This is a genomic window from Aquisalimonas sp. APHAB1-3, from assembly GCF_048323695.1.
Lineage (GTDB): Bacteria > Pseudomonadota > Gammaproteobacteria > Nitrococcales > Aquisalimonadaceae > Aquisalimonas.
In genome coordinates, this window is sequence record NZ_JBLWFT010000006.1 from 37,501 (window position 1) to 59,567 (window position 22,067).

Annotated in this window: 22 protein-coding genes, 1 tRNA gene and 2 rRNA genes (1 of these 25 running past the window's edge); 17 read left to right on the top strand and 8 right to left on the bottom strand. The window is 66.8% G+C overall.

Features of this window, described 5'->3' with window-relative positions:
* From ACNSTU_RS10660 to ACNSTU_RS10690, 7 genes are all read left to right on the top strand, one after another.
* Positions 1-270 (top strand): 23S ribosomal RNA (locus ACNSTU_RS10660) (it extends 2,618 nt beyond the left edge of the window).
* A 115-nt stretch (positions 271-385) separates the two neighbouring features.
* A 5S ribosomal RNA gene (gene rrf / locus ACNSTU_RS10665) occupies positions 386-502 on the top strand.
* 89 nt (positions 503-591) lie between these two features.
* Positions 592-1,935, top strand: coding sequence for a M18 family aminopeptidase (locus tag ACNSTU_RS10670; RefSeq protein ID WP_290634123.1), 1,344 nt, complete (start codon positions 592-594; stop codon positions 1,933-1,935).
* A 5-nt stretch (positions 1,936-1,940) separates the two neighbouring features.
* Positions 1,941-2,909 (top strand): bifunctional biotin--[acetyl-CoA-carboxylase] ligase/biotin operon repressor BirA, encoded by a 969-nt coding sequence (gene birA / locus ACNSTU_RS10675; RefSeq protein WP_290634121.1) that lies wholly within the window; start codon positions 1,941-1,943, stop codon positions 2,907-2,909.
* Complete coding sequence (locus ACNSTU_RS10680) at positions 2,906-3,652, top strand: type III pantothenate kinase (protein ID WP_290634119.1); 747 nt, start codon at positions 2,906-2,908, stop codon at positions 3,650-3,652. The genes birA and ACNSTU_RS10680 overlap by 4 nt, the downstream gene beginning before the upstream one ends.
* A complete protein-coding gene (locus ACNSTU_RS10685; protein WP_290634117.1) occupies positions 3,649-4,287 on the top strand; it encodes an SPOR domain-containing protein in 639 nt (212 codons plus the stop codon). Before ACNSTU_RS10680 ends, ACNSTU_RS10685 begins: the two co-directional genes overlap by 4 nt.
* A gap of 21 nt (positions 4,288-4,308) precedes the next feature.
* Positions 4,309-4,384, top strand: a tRNA-Thr gene (locus ACNSTU_RS10690).
* 83 nt (positions 4,385-4,467) lie between these two features.
* On the opposite strand, the gene ACNSTU_RS10695 is transcribed toward ACNSTU_RS10690, so the two are convergent.
* Positions 4,468-5,370 carry a LysR substrate-binding domain-containing protein gene (locus ACNSTU_RS10695; RefSeq protein ID WP_290634115.1) on the bottom strand — a complete coding sequence of 301 codons (903 nt, stop codon included), beginning with the start codon at positions 5,368-5,370 and terminating at the stop codon, positions 4,468-4,470.
* Positions 5,371-5,709: 339 nt separating this feature from the next.
* On the opposite strand from ACNSTU_RS10695, the gene ACNSTU_RS10700 reads away from it, so the two are divergent.
* Entirely contained in the window at positions 5,710-7,401 is a 1,692-nt protein-coding gene (locus tag ACNSTU_RS10700) for a BCCT family transporter (protein WP_418212337.1), read from the top strand.
* Between the two features lie 107 nt (positions 7,402-7,508).
* Here ACNSTU_RS10700 and ACNSTU_RS10705 read toward each other — a convergent pair whose 3' ends face one another.
* A complete protein-coding gene (locus tag ACNSTU_RS10705; RefSeq protein ID WP_290632304.1) occupies positions 7,509-7,946 on the bottom strand; it encodes a nucleoside deaminase in 438 nt (145 codons plus the stop codon).
* Entirely contained in the window at positions 7,946-9,217 is a 1,272-nt protein-coding gene (gene codB / locus ACNSTU_RS10710) for a cytosine permease (protein ID WP_290637509.1), read from the bottom strand. Before codB ends, ACNSTU_RS10705 begins: the two co-directional genes overlap by 1 nt.
* Before the next feature lie 212 nt (positions 9,218-9,429).
* Here codB and ACNSTU_RS10715 point away from each other — a divergent pair, with 212 nt between their 5' ends.
* Entirely contained in the window at positions 9,430-10,485 is a 1,056-nt protein-coding gene (locus ACNSTU_RS10715) for a serine hydrolase domain-containing protein (protein ID WP_290632306.1), read from the top strand.
* On the opposite strand, the gene ACNSTU_RS10720 is transcribed toward ACNSTU_RS10715, so the two are convergent.
* Positions 10,458-12,047: a sulfatase-like hydrolase/transferase gene (locus tag ACNSTU_RS10720; protein ID WP_290632308.1), complete on the bottom strand. Its 1,590-nt coding sequence runs from the start codon at positions 12,045-12,047 to the stop codon at positions 10,458-10,460. The two genes, ACNSTU_RS10715 and ACNSTU_RS10720, sit on opposite strands and share 28 nt — an antisense overlap.
* Positions 12,048-12,167: 120 nt before the next feature.
* On the opposite strand from ACNSTU_RS10720, the gene ACNSTU_RS10725 reads away from it, so the two are divergent.
* Both ACNSTU_RS10725 and mdoH read left to right on the top strand, forming a co-directional pair.
* A complete protein-coding gene (locus ACNSTU_RS10725) occupies positions 12,168-13,694 on the top strand; it encodes a glucan biosynthesis protein (protein ID WP_290632310.1) in 1,527 nt (508 codons plus the stop codon).
* A complete protein-coding gene (gene mdoH / locus ACNSTU_RS10730; RefSeq protein ID WP_290637477.1) occupies positions 13,684-15,567 on the top strand; it encodes a glucans biosynthesis glucosyltransferase MdoH in 1,884 nt (627 codons plus the stop codon). Before ACNSTU_RS10725 ends, mdoH begins: the two co-directional genes overlap by 11 nt.
* On the opposite strand, the gene ACNSTU_RS10735 is transcribed toward mdoH, so the two are convergent.
* Positions 15,556-16,131 (bottom strand): cytochrome b, encoded by a 576-nt coding sequence (locus ACNSTU_RS10735; protein ID WP_290632314.1) that lies wholly within the window; start codon positions 16,129-16,131, stop codon positions 15,556-15,558. The genes mdoH and ACNSTU_RS10735 overlap by 12 nt on opposite strands.
* A 58-nt stretch (positions 16,132-16,189) precedes the next feature.
* On the opposite strand from ACNSTU_RS10735, the gene ACNSTU_RS10740 reads away from it, so the two are divergent.
* From ACNSTU_RS10740 to ACNSTU_RS10750, 3 genes are read left to right on the top strand one after another with little or no spacing between them, the layout of a single operon-like run.
* A complete protein-coding gene (locus tag ACNSTU_RS10740; protein WP_418212338.1) occupies positions 16,190-17,065 on the top strand; it encodes an MBL fold metallo-hydrolase in 876 nt (291 codons plus the stop codon).
* Positions 17,062-17,601, top strand: a complete 540-nt coding sequence (gene msrA / locus ACNSTU_RS10745) for a peptide-methionine (S)-S-oxide reductase MsrA (protein ID WP_290632318.1) — start codon at positions 17,062-17,064, stop codon at positions 17,599-17,601. The genes ACNSTU_RS10740 and msrA overlap by 4 nt, the downstream gene beginning before the upstream one ends.
* Positions 17,598-17,969 carry a hypothetical protein gene (locus ACNSTU_RS10750; RefSeq protein WP_290632320.1) on the top strand — a complete coding sequence of 124 codons (372 nt, stop codon included), beginning with the start codon at positions 17,598-17,600 and terminating at the stop codon, positions 17,967-17,969. Before msrA ends, ACNSTU_RS10750 begins: the two co-directional genes overlap by 4 nt.
* A 57-nt stretch (positions 17,970-18,026) precedes the next feature.
* On the opposite strand, the gene ACNSTU_RS10755 is transcribed toward ACNSTU_RS10750, so the two are convergent.
* Positions 18,027-18,197, bottom strand: coding sequence for a hypothetical protein (locus tag ACNSTU_RS10755; protein WP_290632322.1), 171 nt, complete (start codon positions 18,195-18,197; stop codon positions 18,027-18,029).
* A 479-nt stretch (positions 18,198-18,676) separates the two neighbouring features.
* Complete coding sequence (locus ACNSTU_RS10760) at positions 18,677-18,865, bottom strand: hypothetical protein (protein ID WP_290632324.1); 189 nt, start codon at positions 18,863-18,865, stop codon at positions 18,677-18,679.
* Positions 18,866-19,001: 136 nt separating this feature from the next.
* Here ACNSTU_RS10760 and ACNSTU_RS10765 point away from each other — a divergent pair, with 136 nt between their 5' ends.
* Genes ACNSTU_RS10765 through murI form a run of 3 tightly spaced genes read left to right on the top strand, consistent with a single transcriptional unit; the run spans position 19,002 to position 21,684 of the window.
* The gene (locus tag ACNSTU_RS10765) at positions 19,002-19,952 is read left to right on the top strand and encodes a LysR family transcriptional regulator (RefSeq protein ID WP_290632326.1); all 951 of its coding nucleotides are present in this window, start codon (positions 19,002-19,004) and stop codon (positions 19,950-19,952) included.
* Between the two features lie 37 nt (positions 19,953-19,989).
* Positions 19,990-20,844, top strand: coding sequence for an NAD-dependent protein deacetylase (locus tag ACNSTU_RS10770; RefSeq protein ID WP_290637478.1), 855 nt, complete (start codon positions 19,990-19,992; stop codon positions 20,842-20,844).
* Between the two features lie 3 nt (positions 20,845-20,847).
* Positions 20,848-21,684 (top strand): glutamate racemase, encoded by an 837-nt coding sequence (gene murI, locus ACNSTU_RS10775; RefSeq protein ID WP_290637479.1) that lies wholly within the window; start codon positions 20,848-20,850, stop codon positions 21,682-21,684.
* 11 nt (positions 21,685-21,695) lie between these two features.
* On the opposite strand, the gene ACNSTU_RS10780 is transcribed toward murI, so the two are convergent.
* Complete coding sequence (locus tag ACNSTU_RS10780; protein WP_418212376.1) at positions 21,696-22,043, bottom strand: helix-turn-helix transcriptional regulator; 348 nt, start codon at positions 22,041-22,043, stop codon at positions 21,696-21,698.
* Between the last annotated feature and the right edge of the window lie 24 nt (positions 22,044-22,067).

Consider the following 22,067-nt stretch of genomic DNA (forward strand, 5'->3'; position numbering starts at 1 on the left):
TTTGAAGGAAGCTGCTCCTAGTACGAGAGGACCGGAGTGGACGCACCTCTGGTGTTCCGGTTGTCACGCCAGTGGCACTGCCGGGTAGCTAAGTGCGGACGGGATAACCGCTGAAAGCATCTAAGCGGGAAGCCCCTCCTGAGATGAGATCTCCCTGGGTCCTTGAGACCCCTGTAGGGCCGTTGAAGACTACAACGTTGATAGGCTGGGTGTGGAAGCGCAGTAATGTGTGAAGCTAACCAGTACTAATTGCCCGTGAGGCTTGGCCATATAACACCCAAGAAGTTTGGTGTGGCCTGCGCTCTCCAATGCGACGTGCGCGATACAGCAACTTTCCATATTCACGGCCGGCGCCGTAAGGCGCTGGAAATCGTGAGCCAGTTTGCCTGGCGACAATAGCAAGTGGGAACCACCCGATCCCATTCCGAACTCGGAAGTGAAACCACTTAGCGCCGATGATAGTGCCGCCTCGCTGTGGTGCGAAAGTAGGTCATCGCCAGGCTCCTAAACGTGAAAACCCCGCAGCTTTGCTGCGGGGTTTTTTTTTGATTTGTTATTCTGCTTCCAGGCTTCAGGATCACAGGACACGACGTGGACAACGACAACGCAAGAGCTCGGGTGGCCGCCCAGGAACTTCTGGATTTCATCGGTCGGAGCCCGTCGCCGTGGCATGCCGTCGCTCAGATGACCGAGCGGCTCGAGCGCGCGGGGTTCACGCGCCTGTACGAGGACGGTCAGTGGTCGCTCGAGCGCGGTCGTGGCTATTACGTGATTCGAGATGACTCGACCATTGGCGCTTTCCGCCTGGGGGGTGGCTCCCCGGTCGAAGCGGGCTACCGGATTATCGGAGCCCATACCGACTCGCCCGGGTTCCGGGTCAAACCGTCGGGAAGCCAGTCGCGGAGTGGCCACGCCAGTGTGGATGTGGAAGTGTACGGCGGGCCGATCCTTGCGACCTTTGCAGACCGGGATCTTGCTCTGGCAGGCCGGGTGATGGTTCGTGACCGTGAGACCGGTGACGTCCAGAGCCACCTGTTCCACTCCGGGAAGCCGGTGGTGCGACTGCCGAACGCCGCCATTCATCTCAATCGGCAGGTCAACCAGGAAGGCCTGCGGTTTCAGCAGCACGATGAGCTCTCGCTGGTGATCGGCACGCTTCACGACGAACTCCCTGCAGAGGATGCGTTTCGACGGCACCTGGCGACAAACCTGGGTTGCCAGGCCGAGGATGTGCTTGCATGGGAGCTGGCCGTGGCGGATACCCAGCCCGGCAGTTTCTGTGGGCTGGACGATGCGTTCATTGCGACGAGCCAGCTCGACAACCTCGCCTCCTGTCACGCGGGGCTCGATGCCCTGATTGCCTCGGAAGGGAGTGCGTTCAGTGGGGTGTCCCTGCTCGTGTGCTTCGACCACGAGGAGGTGGGTAGCCAGAGCTTCAAGGGCGCCCAGGGTTCTTTCCTGCCGGACCTGGTCTCCAGGATCAATGCGGCAACCGGCGTCGGGGCCGAGGACCGGCATCGTGCCGCGGCATCCAGCATGGTACTGAGCGCCGACATGGCCCACGGCTACCACCCGAACTTCACCCGGTTGTACGATCAGGCGAACCAGGCCATGCTCAATGGCGGCCCGGTGATCAAGATCAACGCCCAGCAGCGTTATGCAACGGATGCCGCCGCCGAAGCGATGTTCATGGCGTTGTGCGAGGAGGCCGGGGTGCCCTGTCAGAAGTACGTGCACCGCAATGACATTCCGTGTGGAAGCACAATCGGGCCTATGACGGCCTCTGCCCTGGGGGTGAGGACGCTCGATGTGGGTAATGCCATGTGGTCCATGCACAGTCTGCGTGAGACGGCAGGTGCCAATGACCATATTGCCATGATTGATGTCATGACCCACTTCTTCCGCCGTGAGCGCCTGCCCTGGAAAACGGATTGACCGTCATGACCCGCACCGATCGTTTGCTGACCGAGTTGGCCGACGGCGTCCCGCACTCCGGTGAGGCCCTTGGACAAGCCCTGGGTGTCACCCGTGCCGCCGTGTGGAAGCTGATTCGGCAGTTGCAGGACGATAGCGTCCCGGTGTTTTCGGAACCCGGCAAGGGGTACCGGCTGCAGCACCCCGTGGAACTCCTCGAGGCCGACGCCATCCGTGCGGCCACGGGAGAGCGCGGTGCGGCGATGCTGGAACGGATCTCGGTGGAGCGGGTTGTGGATTCCACCAACCGCAGACTGTTCGAGGCTTCCAGCAGCGAAGCCCTGCCTCAGGCGCTGTTTGCGGAGGCGCAGAGCGCCGGGCGCGGGAGACGTGGCCGGGACTGGCACTCCCCGTTCGGCCGCAATCTCTATATGAGTATTGCCTGGCCATTCAGTGACGTCCCCGGCGGACTTGGCGGGCTGAGCCTTGCGGTGGGACTGGCCGTCGCGGACGTGCTCGCGTCCTATGACGCCCGTGGCCTCGGCCTGAAGTGGCCCAACGATCTCCTGATTGACGGTGACAAGCTGGGCGGGATTCTGGTCGAACTGCAGGGCGAGCCGGCGGGCCCGTGCACCGCGGTGGTCGGCCTGGGGCTGAATCTGTTCCCCGACGACACCGATACCATCGACCAGCCGTGGACCGCGCTCGCCGAGCACGTCGCCCGCTGGCCGGGTCGTAACGTCATCGCCGGCCAGGTGCTCGGCGGCGCCGTCGAGGCCCTGGCCCGGTTCGGTGACCAGGGGTTTCCCGGTTTCCTGGACCAGTGGCCGCGGCACGATATCCTGGCAGGCCGACGCGTGCGCCTGTTTGCTGGCAACAGGGTCGTAGACGGCACTGCAGCCGGAGTGGACCAGACCGGTTGCCTGCTGCTGGAGCGGGATGGCGGCGTCGAACCATGGAGTGCCGGGGAGGTTTCCCTGCGTCCGGTCCAATGAAACTGCTGTTCGATCTCGGCAATTCCCGCTGCAAGTGGTGCCTGTGGCACGACGACGGGCCGCATGCGCAGGGTGCGGTGGCGTATACCGCGGAAGGCCATCTGCCTGTGGCCCTGTTCAGGGCGCTCGAATGCCGGACGGAGCCCGTGGAGGCTATCGTCCTGTGCACCGTCTCCGCGCCGGCGATGATGGAGGCGTTGGAAGTGTGGGCCAGGGAGCAGTACGGCCGCCCCATCCATCGTTTCACCTCCCGGGCGTCCCACGGGTCGATCATCAATGCGTATCCGAACCCGTCAAGCCTCGGTGCCGACCGCTGGGCGGCCATTGTCGGAGCCCGCAGCCGGTATTCCGGCGCGCTGTGCATTGTCGACTGCGGGACCGCGGTAACCGTTGACGTGCTGGCGCAGGACGACCGTCACGCCGGCGGTCTGATTTTCCCGGGCCTGGGTCTGGCGCGGCGTGCGCTGTCGTCAGGCACGCATCACCTGGGAGACCCGGGGGAGGGGGCGCTGCCGCTGCTGGCGTCGGACACCCCCACCGCCATTCGCGCGGGCACGTTCCACAGCCTTGCCCATGCCATCGACGGTCTCAAGGACCGCATGGGGCACGCACTGTCCGCACCACTGACAGGTGTGCTCACAGGTGGGGACGCTGACACGCTTGCCCGGGTGCTGGACGGTGACTGGCACGTTGACCACCCGCTGGTGTTCGCCGGGCTGGCTCAGGAGGCCCCGCCGTCGTGAGAGCGTTCTTCGTACTCATGCTGCTGCTCAACGTCGGCGTGTTCGCGCTGTTCACCCTCGACGCCCGGGACGATCCGCAACCGTACCCGTCGCAACCGGCGGCGGGATCGCTGCGCCTGATGAGTGAGGTCCCCGCGGATGCGCCCGCGCCGCCTGAACCGGAGGACGATATGCCCTCCGTCGCCACCGACGAGACCGGGCTGCAGTGCTTTAGCGTGGACGGCCTGGACCGCACGGACGCCGAGGCCCTCGCCGCAACGGTGCGCACCGCCGGTGATGTTGCCCGCGTGCTGGAAGTCGAGGAGCGGGATTTCGTCGGGTACTGGGTCTACGTACCACCCCATCAGACCATGGCGGATGCCCAGGAGACCATGGCCGAACTGGCGGACGAGGGCATCAGTGACTACGGCTATGTGGGCGGAGATGACGAGCACGCCGTTTCCCTCGGCGTGTTCAGTACCCGTCAGCGTGCCATGGACCGGGAGACAGAAATCGGCGACCTCGGGATCGAAACCGAGATTGGCGAACGTTACCGCTCGGTCACAGCGTACCGGCTGTTCGTCGGCGCTGATGACCCTGACACCCTCCCGCCCGCGGATTGGCAGCCCGCCGATTGCCAGGACATCGAGGATTGAACTACCATACCTGCCCGTGATGCTGGCGTAGCTCAGTTGGTAGAGCAACTGATTTGTAATCAGTCGGTCGCAGGTTCGACTCCTGTCGCCAGCTCCATTCCCAGTCCGTGAAGCCACGCCGAAGGCGTGGCGCGTGCCCCCTGACCGCCCTGTTTCCCCGCGCATCTCACGAGCCGCGCGCTAACCACGCATGTGCTGAAATGCCTCGACGATGTGCCCGGCGAGTGTCTCCGCGGCGCTCCCCAGGCCGGGGCGACGCATCAGCGCCACGTGGTGATCCGCCAAAGCAGGCAGCGCGCTCTGGTCGAGCCTGCGAAGCGGCGGCTGGACCAGGCTGAGCGGAAACGCCGAGACTGCCAGGTCTGCAACCATGGCGGCTTCCTGCCCGGCGCAGTGCTCGCACGTGTAGGCGATCCGGTAGGAGATGCCCGCGCGGTCGAGTGCTTCCAGAGCCGTCCGACGCCAGACGCACCCGTGGTTGGCTAGCGCCACTGGCAACGGCGAGCGCTGTGCCGCAATGCCGCCTTCCCGCCCTGTCCACACCAGCGGTTCACTGTGGACGATCTCGCCTGCCGGCTCCTGACCGTCCCCGCCAACCGTAATCAGTACGAGATCCAGTTCGCCCGCCTCCTGACGCTCGACCATCGTGCTGGTGTTCCCCACGACCACATCCACCTGCACCGCCGGGTGCGACCGGGCGAACTGAGCCAGCACCCCGGGCAGGATGCGTGAGCCGACCACGTCGGTGGTGCCGAAGCTCACACGCCCCTCCAGCGAAGGTGCAAGAAACTGGGTGACGGCCTCCTCGTTGAGCTTGAGCAAGCGCCGCCCGTAGCCCAGCAGGACTTCCCCTTCAGGGGTCAGGCGCACCTGGCGCGCTTCCCGTACGAACAGCGACTGGCCCAGGGTCTGTTCCAGGCGCTTGATCTGCATGCTCAGTGCCGAGGGCGTCCGGAATACCTGTCTTGCAGCCCGGGTGAAGCTGCCGCTCTCGGCGATGGTGACGAAGGTCCGCAGCACATCCGCGTCAAGCAGGGGGAGAGTGTCGTAATTCAGCGATGTGCCCCGCTCATCCATTGTCATGACCATTCAGAAAAAATGAACGCCGACTGTAGTTGTTTTCGTTTGTTTGATCAATAACCCCCCGGCACCATCTGCCCTGAGGTCGCCATCTCTTTGTGATGCGACTGCACTGACGGAGGTGTGACATGCGCAATCTCAATCGCGGATTACGTGTCGGGCGAGGGCGGAAGAAGCCCCCACGGCTGCCCGATTTCTATATGCCGGCCATGCCGCCACTCGGCCTCATCCGTGCCGTATGGCGCTGGATTGCGCTCGGTATCAGGGGGTGCCGGTCGCGAGGACATCGCCGGCCGTGACGTGCGCGCCATGACCGGACGTGACGATGACAGAGGAGATTTCATGACGATCGACGACAAGGCGCCAGACGCGAACACGACCAACGCGGGCGTACCCGCCCCGCAGGGACCGGCGAACCCGGTCGACACCGATTACGTCATCGGCCAGGACAATGTCGCCGTGACGAAGTGGGGCGTCAACCTCGACCTGCACGGTACGGTCTTCACCGTGTCGTCGCTGGTGATCCTGGTGTTCGTCATTCTGACACTGGCGCTGCAGACCGAGATCGAACCGGCATTCGATGCCGTCTTCAGCTTCGTGACCAGCAACCTGAGCTGGGTGTTCCTGCTGGGCGGCAACCTGTTCGTGCTCGTCAGCGTCGCGCTGATCTTCACGCCGCTCGGCAGGGTGCGAATCGGCGGAGCCGAGGCCAGGCCGGACTTCGGGTACTTCGGCTGGTTCGCCATGCTGTTCGCCGCGGGCATGGGCATCGGCCTGATGTTCTACGGCGTCGCCGAACCGCTGACCCACTTCGACGCGGCCCTAGGTGGCACCGCCGCGGAGAACGGGGCGCGCACCGATTGGGCCCCGCTGGCCGCCGCCGCAGACGATGTACAGGCCGCAGCCTCGCTCGCCATGGCCGCCACCATCCTGCACTACGGCATACACCCGTGGGGGAGCTACGCCATTGTCGGCCTGGCGCTGGCCATCTTCGCGTTCAACAAGGGTCTGCCGCTAACGATGCGCTCGATCTTCTACCCGGTGCTGGGCGAACGCGTCTGGGGGTGGCCGGGCCACGTGATCGACATCCTGGCGGTATTCGCAACCCTGTTCGGTCTGGCGACGTCGCTGGGTCTCGGAGCGTCCCAGGCCACCGCGGGCCTCAGTTACTTGTTCGGCGTGCCCGATACCGACATGAGCATGGTGCTGCTGGTGACGGGTATCACGGCCCTGGCACTGGTTTCGATCCTGCTGGGCGTGGACAAGGGCGTGCGGCGCCTGTCGCAGTTCAATCTCGGGCTGGCCTTGCTGCTGCTGGTCTTCCTGATTGTCGCCGGCCCGACCCTGCTGATCGTTACCGGCTTCTTCGAGAACCTGGGGGCTTATGTGGCCCATCTGCCGGCGCTGTCGAACCCGTTCGGCCGTGAGGATGCCAACTTCAACCAGGGGTGGACGGCCTTCTACCTGGCCTGGTGGATCTCCTGGTCGCCCTTCGTCGGCATGTTCATCGCCCGGGTCAGTCGCGGCCGCACCGTGCGCGAGTTCCTGATTGCCGTGCTGCTGGTCCCGACCCTCGTCGCCGTGGTGTGGATGACCGCCTTTGGCGGCACCGCCATCGACCAGGTGATCAGCGATGGCTTCGAGGGCGTCCAGAACGCCGACCTGGAGCTGCAACTGTTCGTGATGCTCGAACAGCTGCCCCTGGCCGCCATCACGTCCACCGCGGGCATCATTCTGGTCGTGGTGTTCTTCGTGACCTCCTCGGACTCGGGGTCGCTGGTGCTCGACTGCATTACCGCCGGCGGCAAGGTCGATTCGCCCAAGCCGCAGCGCGCCTTCTGGGCGATCATCGAGGGCGCCATCGCCATCGCCCTGCTTCTGGGCGGGGGGCTGACCGCACTGCAGAGTGCCGCGGTGTCCACCGGTCTGCCCTTCACGGTGGTGCTCATGGTGGCGTGCTATGCACTGGTCAGGGGGCTGATGAGCGAGCCCCTGGGCGACCGGCCACGCATCAGGGCCGCGCAAGCGCCATGAAATTGGGCCCCGGGCGGCCTTCACTGCCGCCCGGGACACCTTACTCGAGCCGCCAGGTCAGGCGTCGTGCTGCTCAGGAGTCACCATTGCCGGTACCGACCTGCGGATTACTCCCCGATGTCCTCGTTCCAGACCTCCGGAGACGTTCGGATGAACGTCTCCATCAGGTCGATGCAGTCCGGGTCCTGTAGCACGTCCACGGTGACGCCGCGTTCCCGTAGCAAGGCCTCCTCGCCCATGAAGGTGCGGTTCTCGCCCACCACGACCCGCGGGATGCCGTAGAGCAGGATGGCCCCCGAACACATGGGGCACGGCGACAGCGTCGTGTACAGCGTGCATTCACGGTACACGGCAGCCGGCTGTCGGCCCGCGTTCTCCAGCGCGTCCATCTCGCCGTGCAGCACGGCGCTGCCGCGCTGCTGGCGCTGGTTGTGGCCGCGGCCGATGATCCGGCCCCGATGAACCAGCACCGACCCGATCGGCACGCCGCCTTCGCCGAGACCTTTTCTGGCCTCGTCCAATGCCGCCTGCATGAATTCATCCATTACCCTTCTCCGCGCTCTGCCGTCGCCGGCCTGCCTTCAGCTTGCCGACGAGCATACCGCCCAAGCACCACGTGGGCGAGGGCGGCCACGGCCACGCCCACCACGGGGGCGAGAAACGGCGAGAAATACGCGGCGGCGGCGCCCACCCCGTAGGCTGCGAGGCCGGACCAGAGATAGTCGGGCAGTGCGGCATCGGCCAGCGGCGTGTAGCGCCGTCGGTGCAGCACGAAGAAGTCCGCCATGAGCACGCCGCCCAGGGGCGGGATGAACGTCCCCAGCAGGACCAGGAAGGGCACCAGCATGTCGTGCATGCCGAAGATGGCGAGCGCCGTCCCGATGCCCGCGCCGACGAGGGTGACGAGCCCGCGCTTTTCCGTGCGCAGCAGGTTGCAGCCCGCCACGGCGAAGTTGTAGATGGTGTTGTCCTGGGTGGTCCAGATGTTCAGGAACAGCATCACCACCGCCAGGGCCGCCAGCCCCTGGGCCAGCATGACGTCCACCACGTCCGCCTCCTGGTAGACCAGCGCGCCCAGCGCGCCGGTGAACACCATGAGGCCGTTGCCGATGAAGAACGCAACCAGGGTGGCAAGGACGGCTTGCCGGCCGGAGATGGCGAAGCGCGTCCAGTTGGTGGCCTGGGTGCCACCGCTTACGAAGGTGCCGATTACCATGGTTATCGCGGCGCCCACGGAGAGGGTTTCGGAGGGTGACATGGCCAGAAGCCCGTCGATGCCGCCCACCTCCACGACCCCGAGCGTCAGGCTCACCGCGATCAACAGCAGCATCGCCGGTACGGCGAAGCGCGACAGCAGTTCCAGTCCGCGGTAGCCGACGATGGCGGTAACGCAGAACCCGAAGCCGAACAGGATCATCAGCGGAATGGTGAGCATCTCCGGCAGCCCGAGGATGCGCACGAGGAGGATGGCGATGGTTGCCGTCCCCCATGCATACCAGCCTACCTGGGTGAAGCCGAGAATGCCGTCCGCCAGCCGGCTGCCCTTCTCGCCGAAGGCGTAGCGCGCCATGAGCACTGTGTTCAGCCCGGAGCGGGCGGCCATGTAGCCCAGGGCCGCGGCGTAGGCGCCAAGAAGCAGGTTGCCGGCGACGAGCACCAGCAGCAGGGCCTGGAAGTCGAAGGCCACCCCCAGGCTGCCGCCGGCCCACATGGTGGCCGTGAAAAAGGTGAAGCCGACGAGGATCAGCGTCAGCGACCAGAACCCGCGCCGCTCGGAATGGGGCACCTCGCTCAGCGGGTAGTCGTTGTGCGGCACATCTGCCAGTCTTTTCATTGTTCGCCCTTATACTGGATGGATCGGATCTCGGGCGGCTTGTGCCGGCCCCAAGCTGCCACGCAGGCGGAGCGTCCGTGCAAAAGGCATACCCTGACGGCGTGCCGCCATCATTGGTGATGCTGCGTATGCTACCTGCACCGATACCGGGCCCGGTAGTGTCGGTTGTGCACCACGGGAGTGCTTCGGAACGTATGGCTCTGGGTCAACCCTGGCACAGGACAGGACGGCTCCTGATCGTGGTGATCGGGCTGGCCGTCAGTGTGGCCGTCCAGGGTGTCGCCGCGGACAATCGCGCATCCGATCCCCGTTTCGAAGAGGTGGAAGCGTCCGCGGCATCCATGGAGCGCCTGCACAGCCTGCTGGTGCTGGTGGATGGCGAGCCACGGGTCGAGCGGGTGTTCCGGGGCGGCGATCTGGAAACGCCGGTCAATATCAAGTCCCTGTCCAAGACGGTGCTCTCGGCGCTGGTGGGCGCAGCCATACAGGAGGGTGTGCTCAGCGGGGTGGACCAGTCCATCGCCGATGCCCTGGGCGATCGGCTGCCGCCGGATGCCGACCCGGCGGTGGCCGACATCACCATCGGCCACCTGCTGTCGATGCAGTCCGGGCTGGAGCGGACCTCCGGCGCCAACTACGGCACCTGGGTGGCCAGCAGTGACTGGGTTACGGACGCCCTGCGGCGGCCCATGGTCGGCGAACCGGGCGGGCGCATGCGGTATTCCACCGGCAACTCCCACGTGCTGTCTGCGGCCCTGGTCGCGCAGTCGGGCCAGGCCACCCTGAATCTGGCCCGGCAGTGGCTGGGGGCGCCTCTGAACATCCGTATCCCGGACTGGCTGCGCGACCCCCAGGGCGTGCATTTCGGCGGCAATGAGATGCGTCTGAGCCCGCGCGCCCTGGCCCGCTTCGGCGAACTCTACCGCCTGGGGGGCGAGATCGGCGGCCAGCGGGTGCTTGCCGAGGACTGGATCGACGCCTCATGGACGCCGCGCGGCCGCTCCCGGTTCACCAACGATGGCTACGGCTATGGCTGGTTCATCACCGAGTTGGGCGGTGAGCGCGCCTACTACGGCTGGGGCTTCGGTGGTCAGCTTCTGTATGTGATCCCCGACCTCGGCATGACCGTGGTGATGATCTCGGATCCCAACCCGCCGTCACCGGGCGGTGCATACCGGCGGCAGCTCGAGCGGCTGGTGAGCGACATGCTGATCCCGGCGGTTCAAGGGGATGGGGCGACGTCACCGTAATCCGCCCGAAACCAGTCAATGAGCACGTCCATGCCCGCCTGCCCCTGTTCATGAGCGGGAGTGACGCCTGGCGTGAATCCGCGGGCGCGCAGCGGTTCCAGGAGCGCCGGGTCGCCGCTGATCACGTGAACGGGAACACCGGCGCTGGGCTCCGGCCCGGTAATCAGCCGGGCCGGCTGGTGATCCCCGATCACCACCAGCAGCGTGTCTTCGGCGACGAACCGCTCGGCGTATCCGGTGGCCACATTCAGTGCGTAATCCACCGACAGGACGAAGTGGTCACGAACCCGGTCGTGATCCCGCCACAGGCTCTCCGGCGATTCGCCGATGCCCTCCCATTGCCGGAACACGGCGCCGTCGCCGATCGTCTCCCAGCGCTCGATCACCGGCAGCACCGGCACCCAGGGCGCATGGCTGCTGATCAGGGCCAGTACGCCGAACACCGGGTCCTCCCGGGCCTGGCGCACGGACTGCTCGAAGAACCACCAAGTGTACTGGTCCGGCATGGTAACCCAGTTGAACGGCGGCCCCTCGTAGTCCATGTCGTCCGCCTCGAAGATGGCATCGAAGCCGTACCACCGCCCCTCCGGCCAGTCCTGCGTGATCGCCGGCATCACCACCACCGTGTGGTGGCCCGTGGCGCGAAAATCGTCAACCAGGGTATGCCGTTCGGTGTCGAGCAGCAGCTCGTAGCGGAGCTGGTTATCCACCCACAGCCCTGACAGCGTCGTGGCATGCGCCAGCCAGGACTGACCCCCGAAGGTGGGGGCGTCCAGGGTGCCCGTGACCACGTGCAGGCCGGCGGCGTCGAGTCGCTGCTCCATGTCGATCAGGCGCGGCCGGATGACGGGGGCATACCGGTCGTCGAACACCGCGGATACGCCGTAGGACTCGATGAACCCCACGATCACGTCCACGCCTTCCAGTTGCCGGAGGGGCAAGGGCTCCCGGGCACCACCGCCGGCGGCCAGCTGCCGCTCGAAGGCGGCGCTCTCACGGTGGGTGCGCACGGCCCAGCCTGCCTGGTCCGTCACCATGGTCACGGCGGGAGAGATGGCGCGCGGGACGATGGGCTGGGTCTGTACGCTGATTACCCCCGCCAGTCCCGCGGTCAGCAGGGCGCCCCCGAGCCAGCGCCATGCAGCTCCGGCCGTATCGCGCCGGAGGCCGGTCAGCAGGCGCGTCACGCCCAGTGCAATACCTGCCAGAATCAGGGTCAGCCCGGCCACTGCTGCCAGCGCGACCGGAATCGGCAGGTTGGCCACCGCCAGGTCGTAAACGGAGGTGATGAGCGGGTAGTCCAGGTAGACGTTGAGCGGCCGCGACAGGCTCAGCCGTGCCAAGGCGTCCAGCAGGGCCATCAGGGTCAGGAGCAGGGCGGCCAGCCCCAGCAGTGCCGCCAAAACACCACTCCAGCGACGCCGCGGCACCAGCATGAACAGGCCTGTCAGGGCAAGAGCCTCCATGGCCAGCCAGTTCGGACCCATGCCGGCGTGGCGCGGGATCTCCAGCGCCAGCAGCCCGATGTTGAGTGCCAGCAGTGTCAGCGCCACTCGCAGCACGTCCGATCCCCTGTGACTTGATCATGCCAACCCTGCTCCGGGGTGGCGTTGGTATTCATGTTGTACAATTATTGTATTATTAACCGTAGTCCCAATCCACTGGCCAGAAGGCAATGCAGCATGCCGCGCCACCTTGACGTGCTCCTCACTGTCGGACTTCTGGCCGCAACAGTGCCCGCGCGGGTGGCCGGGGGGCAGGTGTTCGACGCCGTTACCGAAATGGCCCGGGAGCGGGCGGACTCACCCCATGTGCCGCCTCCTGTGCATGGCTCCGGGCCCCTGGCAGACCTGGATTACGATACCTACCGGCAGATTCGCTTTCGCCCGGAGGCCGCTCTGTGGCGGGACGACGACCACGGATTCTCGGTGCAGCTCTTTCACCCCGGGTTTCTCTTCGACAGTCCGGTCCGTGTCTACACGGTGGACGGCGAAGACCCGGAGCCGCTGTCCTTCGACACCGCGTTCTTCGACTACGACGGCGACGCGGCGGGCGTGGAGGCGGATGCCGGCGAGCCTGGCGGTTTCGCCGGGTTCCGTATCCACTACCCCGTTAATCGGCCCGGTGTGCATGACGAAGTGGCGGCCTTTCTCGGCGCGTCCTACTTCCGCCTCGTCGGGCGCGACCAGGTCTACGGGCTCTCCAGCCGCGGCCTGGCAGTGGACACGGTCGGAGCAGAGGAGGAGTTTCCCGCCTTTCGGGCGTTCTGGCTACAGCGCCCCGCGGAGGGCGCGACGCGCATGGAGGTGGTCGCGCTGCTGGACAGCCCGTCCGTGACGGGGTCCTACCGCTTTCAGGTCCGGGTGGAGCCGCGCGTGACCGTGGACGTGGAGAAGCGGCTGTTCGCGCGGCGGACGATCCACAACCTGGGCGTGGCGCCGCTGACCAGCATGTTTTCACACGGTCAGCCGAGTACCACTCAGCGGGACGATTTCCGTCCCCGGGTGCACGACTCCGACGGGCTGCTGGCGGAGACCCATGCCGGCGAGCGGATCTGGCGGCCACTGATCAACCCCGGCACGGTTCGCGTGACCGCCCTTCAGGATCACGACCCGCGCGGGTTCGGTCTGGTTCAGCGCGATCGCCGGTTCGCCAGCTACCTCGACCTCGAGGCGAACTACCACCGGCGGCCCAGCCACTGGGTGGCACCGGACGGAGACTGGGGCAGCGGCGCCGTCCAGCTGGTGGAGATCCCCGCTGCCGGCGAGACCGACGACAATATCGTGGCCTACTGGGCGCCGGATGAGCCTTTCAAGGCCGGCGGGCAGCGCACCTACCGATACCGACTGACGCCGTACGACCGGGTGCCGGACCCGCAGGGGCTGGCGCGGGTCGTGCGCACGCGCAGCGGCTGGGCGGCGATTCCCGGCGAGAGCGATCCGCCGCCCCGCACGCACCGGCGGTTCATCGTCGATTTCCGCGGCGGCGAGCTGGGCGACGGCGAGGAGCTGGAACCGCAGCTTCGCACCACCAGCGGCGACGTGGATGACGTGCAGATCATGCCGCTACCGGAGCCGAAGGCCTGGCGCGCGAGTTTTCGCCTGCGTCCGCAGGGTGAGACGCCGGCCGACATGCAGCTCTACCTGCACCGTAATGGTGAGCGGCTCAGCGAGACCTGGAGCTTTGTGTGGTACCCCGATGAACGTTGATAACGGGACGGTGGCGGGGACGGAGCCCGAGTGGGCCTTGCATGCGCCCAACATGGCACTGCGCAGGCTGGTCTTCTTCGGCGTTGTGGGCGCCACCGTCGCTGCCGGACTGGCGCTGCTGCACACCATGATGGGCGGCGCCTGGGAGCGGCCACTCGCGTGGGTGCTGAGCGCCCTGTTCATCGTCCTTTTCACCTGGATCGCCCTGGCGTTCTGGACCGCAGCGGTGGGGTTCGGCCTGCGCTTGCTGGGTCGGCAGGCACTGGGACTCCGGCGTCGGCGTCCCCCGGTGTGGGAGCACGATCCACTTTGCACGCGCACGGCGCTGGTCATGCCCGTCCACAACGAAGACCCGGTACGCGTCGTGAACGGGCTTGCCGCCATGGGGGAGTCACTGGGGAAGACGGGCCAGGTGGCCGCGTTCGAGATCTTTCTGCTCAGCGACACCACCGACCCGTCCATCGCCGACGCCGAGCAGGATGAGGTGGCCCGGTTGCGCACCGAGCTCCCCCGGGGGCTGGTGGCGCACTACCGGCGGCGTGAGCGGAACACCGGACGCAAGGCCGGAAACGTGGCCGATTTCTGTCGGCGCTGGGGTGCCAGGTACGACCACATGGTGGTGCTGGACGCCGACAGCCTCATGACGGGCGAGGCCCTGGTGACGCTGGCCCGGTACATGGAGGCCAACCCCGGGGCCGGGCTGATCCAGACAGTGCCCGTGCCGGTGCGCCAGACCACGGTGTTCGGTCGTCTGCTCCAGTACGCCGGAGCGGTCTACAGCCCGATGCTCGCCAGTGGTCTGGCCTTCTGGTACGGCGATGCGGCCAACTACTGGGGGCACAACGCCATCGTCCGTGTGCGGCCGTTCACGGCCCACTGCGGATTGCCGACCCTGCCGGGTCGCCCGCCACTGGGGGGCGAGATTCTCAGCCACGACTTCGTCGAGGCGGCGCTGCTGCGGCGGGCCGGCTGGTCCGTCTGGCTGCTGCCGGAACTGGACGGGAGCTACGAAGAGCTGCCCACGAACATGCTGGCGTACGCCAAGCGCGATCGCCGCTGGACGCAGGGCAACCTCCAGCACCTGCGGCTCATCGCCGGAGACGGGCTGCACCCCATGAGCCGACTCCACTTCCTGATGGGGGCCCTGACCTATCTGGTGTCGCCGCTGTGGCTGGCGCTGCTGGCCCTCACGACCGTGGACGCCCTGAGCGGCAAGGGGGCTTCCCTGTTGACCGTTGCCGGAGCGGCGCCGATGCTGTTGCTGGGGCTGACGGTTGCGCTTCTGCTTGGCCCCCGTCTGCTCGGCTCCATCCTGCTGCTCATGCGCCGGCACGACAGGCCGGCGGGTCGGTGGCGCATCACTGTCAACGCCCTGGTGGAGCTGCTGTTCTCCGTCCTGCTGGCGCCGGTCCTGCTGGCGTTTCATGCCGGGTTCGTGCTGCAGGTGCTCCTCGGCCAGGCCACCAGCTGGGATGCTCAGCAGCGCGAGGGTCGCATGCTGCCGTGGCGCGCTGCCTGCCGTGGAACCATCGCCCTGGTCATTCCGGCGGCGGCCACGGTGGGCGTTCTTGGCTGGCTGGCGCCGACGTTGTTGTGGTGGTTGTCGCCCGTGGTGCTGCCGGTGCTCGGCGCGCCGCTGCTGGCGCGGGTGAGCAGCCGTACCGTCTCGGCCCGGGGAGATTCGTTCATGCCGACACCGGCGGACAGGCGCGGAGTGGACGTGCTGGAGAGGCTGGCGGCGCGGGAGCGGTCGGGCGCGCCCGCCACCGCGGGGCATGCGGCCGCACCGCCGCAACTGCCCCGGCAGCGGCCGCGCCCCATGCCGGCCCAGTCGCTGCGCACCCTGTCCCTTGGTGGCGGATTACGGGAATAGGCTCATGCGCTGCATGACGCCGTCCCGGCGTACGCGCCAGTGGTACACGGCACCGGCGATGTGGAGGCACACGAGGGCGGCAATGGCCCAGCCTACTGTCGCGTGCCAGAAGAACAACTGCTCGGACAGCGCCTGGTCGACGCCGATGAGGCCCGGCAGGTGCAGACCGAAGAACTCCACCGGGAAATCGCCGGCCGCCGTCGCCAGCCAGCCGAGCACGGGCATGACGAGCAGCAGCACGTAGAGCAGGGCGTGGACGGTATTGCTCAGGAGTCGCTGCCACGGTTCCAGCGAGCGGAAGTACTCCGGCTTGCCCGCGACCACGCGCAGCACCACCCGTGCGAGCATCAATACCAGAATCAGCACGCCGAAGGTCTTGTGGTAGGTGTACAGCGCGTTGGTCACGTCGAGGCCGAAGCGGTCCCGGGCGCCCTCGAAACCCAGGGTGCCGAGGGTCATGCCGGCGGCGATGGCGGTGAGCACCAGGGCGGCGACGATCCAGTGGATGAGGCGCTGGACGAGTGAGTAGCGCCGCGTGGCGATTTCGGCGGATGTGCGATTCATGCGGGGTGGCGCCTCCCGGGGCAATCGTTCAGGGCTTCCTGTAAGGTATGCTGCAGCCATGGAACAGAGTCAAACAGAAGATCAGTTCACCCCGGGGCGGTTGTACCGCGTTACACCCCGGCTCGCCCGCATCACCGCGCCCAACCCCGGCATGATGACCGGTCCGGGGACCAACACCTGGATCGTCGGTGATGCCGATCGCGTGGTGGTGGATCCGGGGCCGGACGATGAGGCGCATCTCCAGGCCGTGGCCGAAGCCGGAGACGGGCGTATCCGCGCCATTCTCATCACCCATGCCCACCCGGACCACTCGCCGGGGGCGCGGCGGTTGCAGGCCATAACCGATGCGCCGGTCATGGCCCATCCCAACGAACTCCAGGGCATCCGCGATGCCGAACTGGCGGCGGATCACGCCATTGACGACGGCGACCGGCTCGATGGCGACGATTTCACCCTGCACTGCCTGCATACCCCCGGGCACGCGGCGGACCACCTGTGCTTTCTGCTGGAGCAGGACCGCATCCTCATTGCCGGCGATCAGGTCATGGACGGCAGTACCGTGGTGATCAGCCCGCCGGACGGCTGCATGCAGGACTACCTGAATTCCCTGCGCCGGCTGCGGGAGCTGTCGCTGGAAGCAATCGCGCCCGGCCATGGCCGCCTGTTGCGGCCGCCGCGCGACGTCCTCGAGGCGGTGATCGCGCATCGGCTGGAGCGGGAACGGATGATTCTGGAACTGGTCAGTGCTGGAGAGGCGCAGATCCCGGAACTGGTCGGTCGCATTTACACCCACGTCCCCGAAGCGCTGCAGCGCGTGGCCTTCGGCTCCGTGCGAGCGCATCTGGAGAAGCTGCGCGACGAAGGCCGGGTGACCGGCGACGGTCACGGGCCGTGGCGAACCGCGAATGCTGGTAACGGTGAGGAGCAATCATGAGTACGCAACAGACCGCGATTCTGGGTGGTGGCTGCTTCTGGTGCCTGGATGCGGTGTTCCGGGAGCTGAACGGCGTGCACGAGGTGACCTCCGGCTATGCCGGCGGCAAGCGTGAGAACCCCACCTACGAGCAGGTGTGCAGCGGCGCCACCGGCCACGCCGAGGTGGTCCGCGTGCGTTTCGACCCGACGGTCATCAGTTACCCTGAACTGTTGCAGGTCTTCTTCAATATCCATGACCCCACCCAGCTCAACCGCCAGGGGCAGGACGTGGGCACGCAGTATCGCTCCACCGTCATGCCCCTGGACGACGAACAGGAGCGCCAGGCGCGGGAGGCAATCCGTCGTGAAGAGGACAGCGGCGTGTGGCAGCACCCGGTGGTGACCACCATTGAGCCGGGAGTCACGTTCTGGCCGGCGGAAACCGAGCATCAGGACTTTTTCACCCGGAACGTGTTCCAGCCCTACTGTCAGTTCGTCATCGCGCCAAAGCTCAAGCACGCCCGCGATGCATTCCCGGAGCGCTTGCAGTCATGAAGCCGGGGAAGCGTCGCCGGGGGTTGGCCGGGCTGTGCGCTGCGTTGATGGCGCCGGTGGCGTTCGGTGGCGGTCTGGACGAGGCCCTGGACGCCATTGATGGACGCTGCGCCGATCGCGCCGCCGAGGAGGTTGCGGCGGAATGGCCTGCGATCGCGCGCAGTGCCGAGGAGCGAGGGCTTGAAGTCACCCAGCGCCATCGTGCCGCGCACGAACGTGTGCTTCGGAGACGGTGCGCCGTCTCGGATCGCATCGAACTGGTTGAGGGGATGCGGGAAGATCTGTCCGACGAGGAATGGCAGGATTTCGGAGGAGATGAACTACTGCGGGATCTGCGTGACGAGTTGCAGGCGTTGCAAGCTTACTGACCCTGCGAGGCCGCGACGGTCAGGGTGTCCGTCGCGGCTTTGCGTGGGCACGGTGCCTCAGGCGGCTGCCCGCGAGCACCGCATCGCCATGGTGCGGATCGCGCGGACCACGGACTGGATTCCGTTGGCCATCACGGCGCCGCGGAGCATGTCCGCTTCCAGGCGAACCTGGGCGAGATGCGGCTGTTCGGCCGCCGGAGTGTGCTGCTGAAGGGAATCGTACTGCATGACGGCCTCCTGTGTTTACTGCGTGAATGGCATTACAAAACGGACGATCGCGGCAGACATGCCGGCCGTCCAGCGTTTGGTGACCTCAGAAACGCCCCTGAAGACAGGGAGTTCCGGGGCAAGGCGCGCGAAGTGTACTGTTCGCTCTATCAGCGTGTACAGACCCTTGGGCACGCCATTGTCGCAATCTGCGAACCCGTTCCGCGGAAATCGGCAGGCGCCGATGAGAGTCTCCGCGGGAGGTGAATGGTCCGCCTGCGCGATGTTCCGGAATATTAGTGGAAAATCCACTGCGAATCATCCGTTTAGCGGGCATAAGCCTTGTGATCGGGCAGACCAGGCGGGCGCTCCGCGGACCGGTCAAAAAAAAGGCGGGTCCCGGAAGGAACCCGCCGAACTTCGTAGAGACTACGAAGGAGGAGGAGAAGCATCACGGGTGGGCAGCCGCGGCGCGACGGCCCACCGAACTACAATCGACTTCAGGCCAGCCCGGAAGGGTTGCGGCCTGCGCAGACCCGAATGGCGGTCTGCAGTGCTTCGCGGCTGTCGAACTCTGCGTCCAGCAGCCGCGCCGTCTCGGTCTGGGGCTGGCCGGAGTGGGTGCGAGCCGGCTCGGACTCTTCCAGACTAAGGAAACTCTTGCGGAAAAAACGTGATAACCGCCTCATGGTCACCTCCCGGCTTCAGCTCAGACGATGGCGTCGATGTTGCGGAGCAGCATAACGGAAACCGAGAGCGTAGACAAACCGGTCTTTATCATAAGGGTTTTTCCTGTCCGGCAATAATCAAAGGAGGTTTTCGCTGATGGACCGCGCTTCGGAAATGATGATCTTCGTGCGCTGCGTGGAGGATGGCAGTTTCTCCGCAGCGGCCCGCGCGCTCGACATGACGCCGTCGGCGATCAGCAAGCAGATCCGGCGCCTGGAGGACCGCCTCGGCGCCCGTCTGTTCAACCGCACCACCCGGCGCATCAGCCTCACCGAGGTGGGGCGGGACTTCTACGACCGTTGTTCCCGGATCATGATGCAGATCGAGGAGGCGGAGGAGGCGGTGAGCTCCCTGCAGGACCAGGTGCGCGGCACGCTGCGGGTGACGGCAACGGCCGCCTTCGCGCGCGGTGAAGTGCTGCCGCGCATCAACCGGTTCCTCTCGCGGCATCCGGAGCTCAACCTGGAGTTCGAGCTCACGGACCGGCAGGTGGATCTGGTGGACGAAGGGGTGGATGCCGCCATCATGCTCCAGGAGCAGGTCAACGATCCGTCGCTGGTGGCCCGCAAGCTCGCCGTGAACCGCCGGATCATCGTCGCGTCGCCGGAGTACATCCAGCGCAACGGTGAGCCGCAGACGCCGGAAGAACTGCTGGACCACAACTGCCTGACGCTCTATAACGTGTCCCGGTTCAACGACTGGGAGTTCGAGTTCGACGACGGCAGCCCGCGGGTCATCCATGTGCGCGGCAATTTCCACTCCAACACCGCCAGTGCGCTCTACGAGGCCGCCCTGGCCGGGGTCGGCCTGGCGCGACTGTCCACATGGCTGGTTGCGCCCCGCATCCGCAGTGGCGAGCTGGTGCAGCTGCTGCCGGGTTACACTCAGGAGAGTTCCGCGTACTACGTACTCTTTCCCCAGGGGCGGCACCTCTCGCGCAAGGTTCGTGCCTTCGTGGATTTCCTGGTGGACGAGTTCACCCCGCTGCCCCCGTGGGAGCGGGAGGACCTGGAGCTGGTGAAGGGTGCCCGGCGTTCTGCGACCTGACCGTGCCCGTTCATCGGGATACTGACCGAGGAGAGTCATGCCCGCCACATCCATGACCGCCGGTGAGCCGGCTGAACTGCACCGCCTGGTGGCCATGCTGGACGCCAGCCGACGACCGCTGGTGCTCACCGGTGCCGGTCTGAGCACCGAATCCGGGATCCCGGATTACCGGGACATCCACGGGGGCTGGAAGCGCAAGCCCCCGATCCAGTTACGCGAGTTCCAGCGCAGCGCCCACGCGCGACGGCGTTACTGGGCCCGCAGCATGGCCGGCTGGTCGCTGATGCGCCAGGCGCAGCCCAATTCCGGCCATGAGGCGCTGGCGCGCCTGGAGCGTGCCGGGCACCTGCACTGGCTGATTACCCAGAACGTGGACGGGCTGCACCAGCGGGCCGGCAGCCGCACCGTGACCGACCTGCACGGGCGGCTCGACGTGGTGGCGTGTCTTGACTGCGGCCACCGCCTGTCGCGGGACGCCATGCAGGCCACCCTGACGGACTGGAACTCCGGCTGGGACGTGGAACCGGAGCAGCTGGCCCCGGACGGCGATGTGGACCTGGAATCGTCCGCCTTCGAGACCTTTCGCGTGCCCGACTGCCCCTCCTGTGGCGGGCTGCTCAAGCCCGAAGTGGTGTTCTTCGGCGAGAAAGTGCCCCCGGAGCGCGTGGAGACGGCGTTCACGCGACTCGACGAGGCGGATCTGCTGCTGGTGGTGGGGTCCTCACTGATGGTGTGGTCCGGCTACCGGTTCGTCCGTCACGCGGCGGCGCGGGATATTCCCGTGGCGGTGCTCAACCTCGGTGAGACGCGTGGCGACCGGGAAGCGGCGATCAAGGTCGAGGCCTCCTGCGGCGACGCGCTTGCCCGGATCGTCGATGCTCTGGAGGCCTGACGCGTGACGCATCGGTACGACAGCCGCGCCACCGCGCCCATCGGCGTGTTCGACTCCGGCCTGGGTGGCCTTTCGGTGCTGCGGGAAATCCGCGCGCTGTTGCCGGGCGAGGATCTCCTCTACGTCGCCGATGCCGCCCATGTCCCTTACGGCAACCGGACGCCGGACGCGATCCGCTCACGGGCGCAGGCGGTCTCCGGTTTTCTGCTGGGGCAGGGGGCCAAGGCCGTGGTGGTGGCGTGCAACACGGCCACGGCGGTGGCGGTGAACGCCCTGCGCGCTCGCTGGAGCGTTCCGATCATCGGTATGGAGCCGGCCATTAAACCCGCCGCCGGGCTGACCCGCGCTGGCACCGTGGGCGTACTGGCGACGGAAGGCACCCTGGCGAGCGCCCGCTTCGCCGCGCTGCTGGAGCAGTACGCAGGCGACCTCCGGGTGGTGACGCAGCCCTGCCCGGGGCTGGTCGCCGCCGTGGAGTCCGGGGATCTTCGCGGTGACCGCGCCCTGGAGCTGCTGGTGCGCTATCTGCGACCGCTCCAGGACGCGGGTGCCGACGTCATCATCCTGGGCTGTACGCACTACCCGTTCCTGGCGCCCGCCATAGAGGAGCGCGTGGGCCCGGATGTGGCCATCGTCGATACTGGGGCGGCCGTGGCCCGGGAGGTGCGCCGCCGGTTGCAGCTCGACGGGCTGCTGGCCCCGGCGGAGCACCGCGGCAGCAGCCGGTTCTGGAGTACCGGTGACATCGCCGCAGGCGAGCCCGTGCTCGCAAGCCTCTGGGGCCACGCGGCCCCGCTGCAGCCACTGCAGACGTTGACGGCGGGTGGTGTCAGCGCCTGAAGCGCGGGACCCTAGGCTTCGCCCGCCGCCGGTGGGTGAAGATTGCGGATCGGCCGGAAAGAGAACGGCCCCGCCGCGCGCAGCCCCTTGAAGGGGGCGATGCCGAACATCTCCCGGAACGAACGGCTCAGGTGAGCGAGGTCGGCGAACCCGGCCGTCAATGCCAGGTCCGTGAGGTGGCGGTACTGCGGCAGCTCTTCGGCGGCCGCTTGCAGCCGCTGCCAGAGCCGGTAGCGGCGGAAGCGGATCCCGGTCCCTTCCCGGAATATGGTCTGAAAACGTCGAGGCGACAGGTGGACATGGCGTGCCACGTCTTCCAGCGACAGGTTGGCGGTCGGGCGGTCCCGCAGCCAGGCCAGCGCCTTTTCGAGGCGGGAATGCCC

What these genes read in the sequence shown, in the direction of transcription:
- birA (WP_290634121.1), top strand. Translation starts at nt 1,941, where the DNA reads ATGACCCGCACCGATCGTTTGCTGACCGAGTTGGCCGACGGCGTCCCG.
- ACNSTU_RS10680 (WP_290634119.1), top strand. Translation starts at nt 2,906, where the DNA reads ATGAAACTGCTGTTCGATCTCGGCAATTCCCGCTGCAAGTGGTGCCTG.
- ACNSTU_RS10695 (WP_290634115.1), bottom strand. Translation starts at nt 5,370, where the DNA reads ATGACAATGGATGAGCGGGGCACATCGCTGAATTACGACACTCTCCCC.
- ACNSTU_RS10700 (WP_418212337.1), top strand. Translation starts at nt 5,710, where the DNA reads ATGACGATCGACGACAAGGCGCCAGACGCGAACACGACCAACGCGGGC.
- ACNSTU_RS10705 (WP_290632304.1), bottom strand. Translation starts at nt 7,946, where the DNA reads ATGGATGAATTCATGCAGGCGGCATTGGACGAGGCCAGAAAAGGTCTC.
- ACNSTU_RS10715 (WP_290632306.1), top strand. Translation starts at nt 9,430, where the DNA reads ATGGCTCTGGGTCAACCCTGGCACAGGACAGGACGGCTCCTGATCGTG.
- ACNSTU_RS10725 (WP_290632310.1), top strand. Translation starts at nt 12,168, where the DNA reads ATGCCGCGCCACCTTGACGTGCTCCTCACTGTCGGACTTCTGGCCGCA.
- mdoH (WP_290637477.1), top strand. Translation starts at nt 13,684, where the DNA reads ATGAACGTTGATAACGGGACGGTGGCGGGGACGGAGCCCGAGTGGGCC.
- ACNSTU_RS10735 (WP_290632314.1), bottom strand. Translation starts at nt 16,131, where the DNA reads ATGAATCGCACATCCGCCGAAATCGCCACGCGGCGCTACTCACTCGTC.
- ACNSTU_RS10740 (WP_418212338.1), top strand. Translation starts at nt 16,190, where the DNA reads ATGGAACAGAGTCAAACAGAAGATCAGTTCACCCCGGGGCGGTTGTAC.
- msrA (WP_290632318.1), top strand. Translation starts at nt 17,062, where the DNA reads ATGAGTACGCAACAGACCGCGATTCTGGGTGGTGGCTGCTTCTGGTGC.
- ACNSTU_RS10750 (WP_290632320.1), top strand. Translation starts at nt 17,598, where the DNA reads ATGAAGCCGGGGAAGCGTCGCCGGGGGTTGGCCGGGCTGTGCGCTGCG.
- ACNSTU_RS10755 (WP_290632322.1), bottom strand. Translation starts at nt 18,197, where the DNA reads ATGCAGTACGATTCCCTTCAGCAGCACACTCCGGCGGCCGAACAGCCG.
- ACNSTU_RS10760 (WP_290632324.1), bottom strand. Translation starts at nt 18,865, where the DNA reads ATGAGGCGGTTATCACGTTTTTTCCGCAAGAGTTTCCTTAGTCTGGAA.
- ACNSTU_RS10765 (WP_290632326.1), top strand. Translation starts at nt 19,002, where the DNA reads ATGGACCGCGCTTCGGAAATGATGATCTTCGTGCGCTGCGTGGAGGAT.
- ACNSTU_RS10770 (WP_290637478.1), top strand. Translation starts at nt 19,990, where the DNA reads ATGCCCGCCACATCCATGACCGCCGGTGAGCCGGCTGAACTGCACCGC.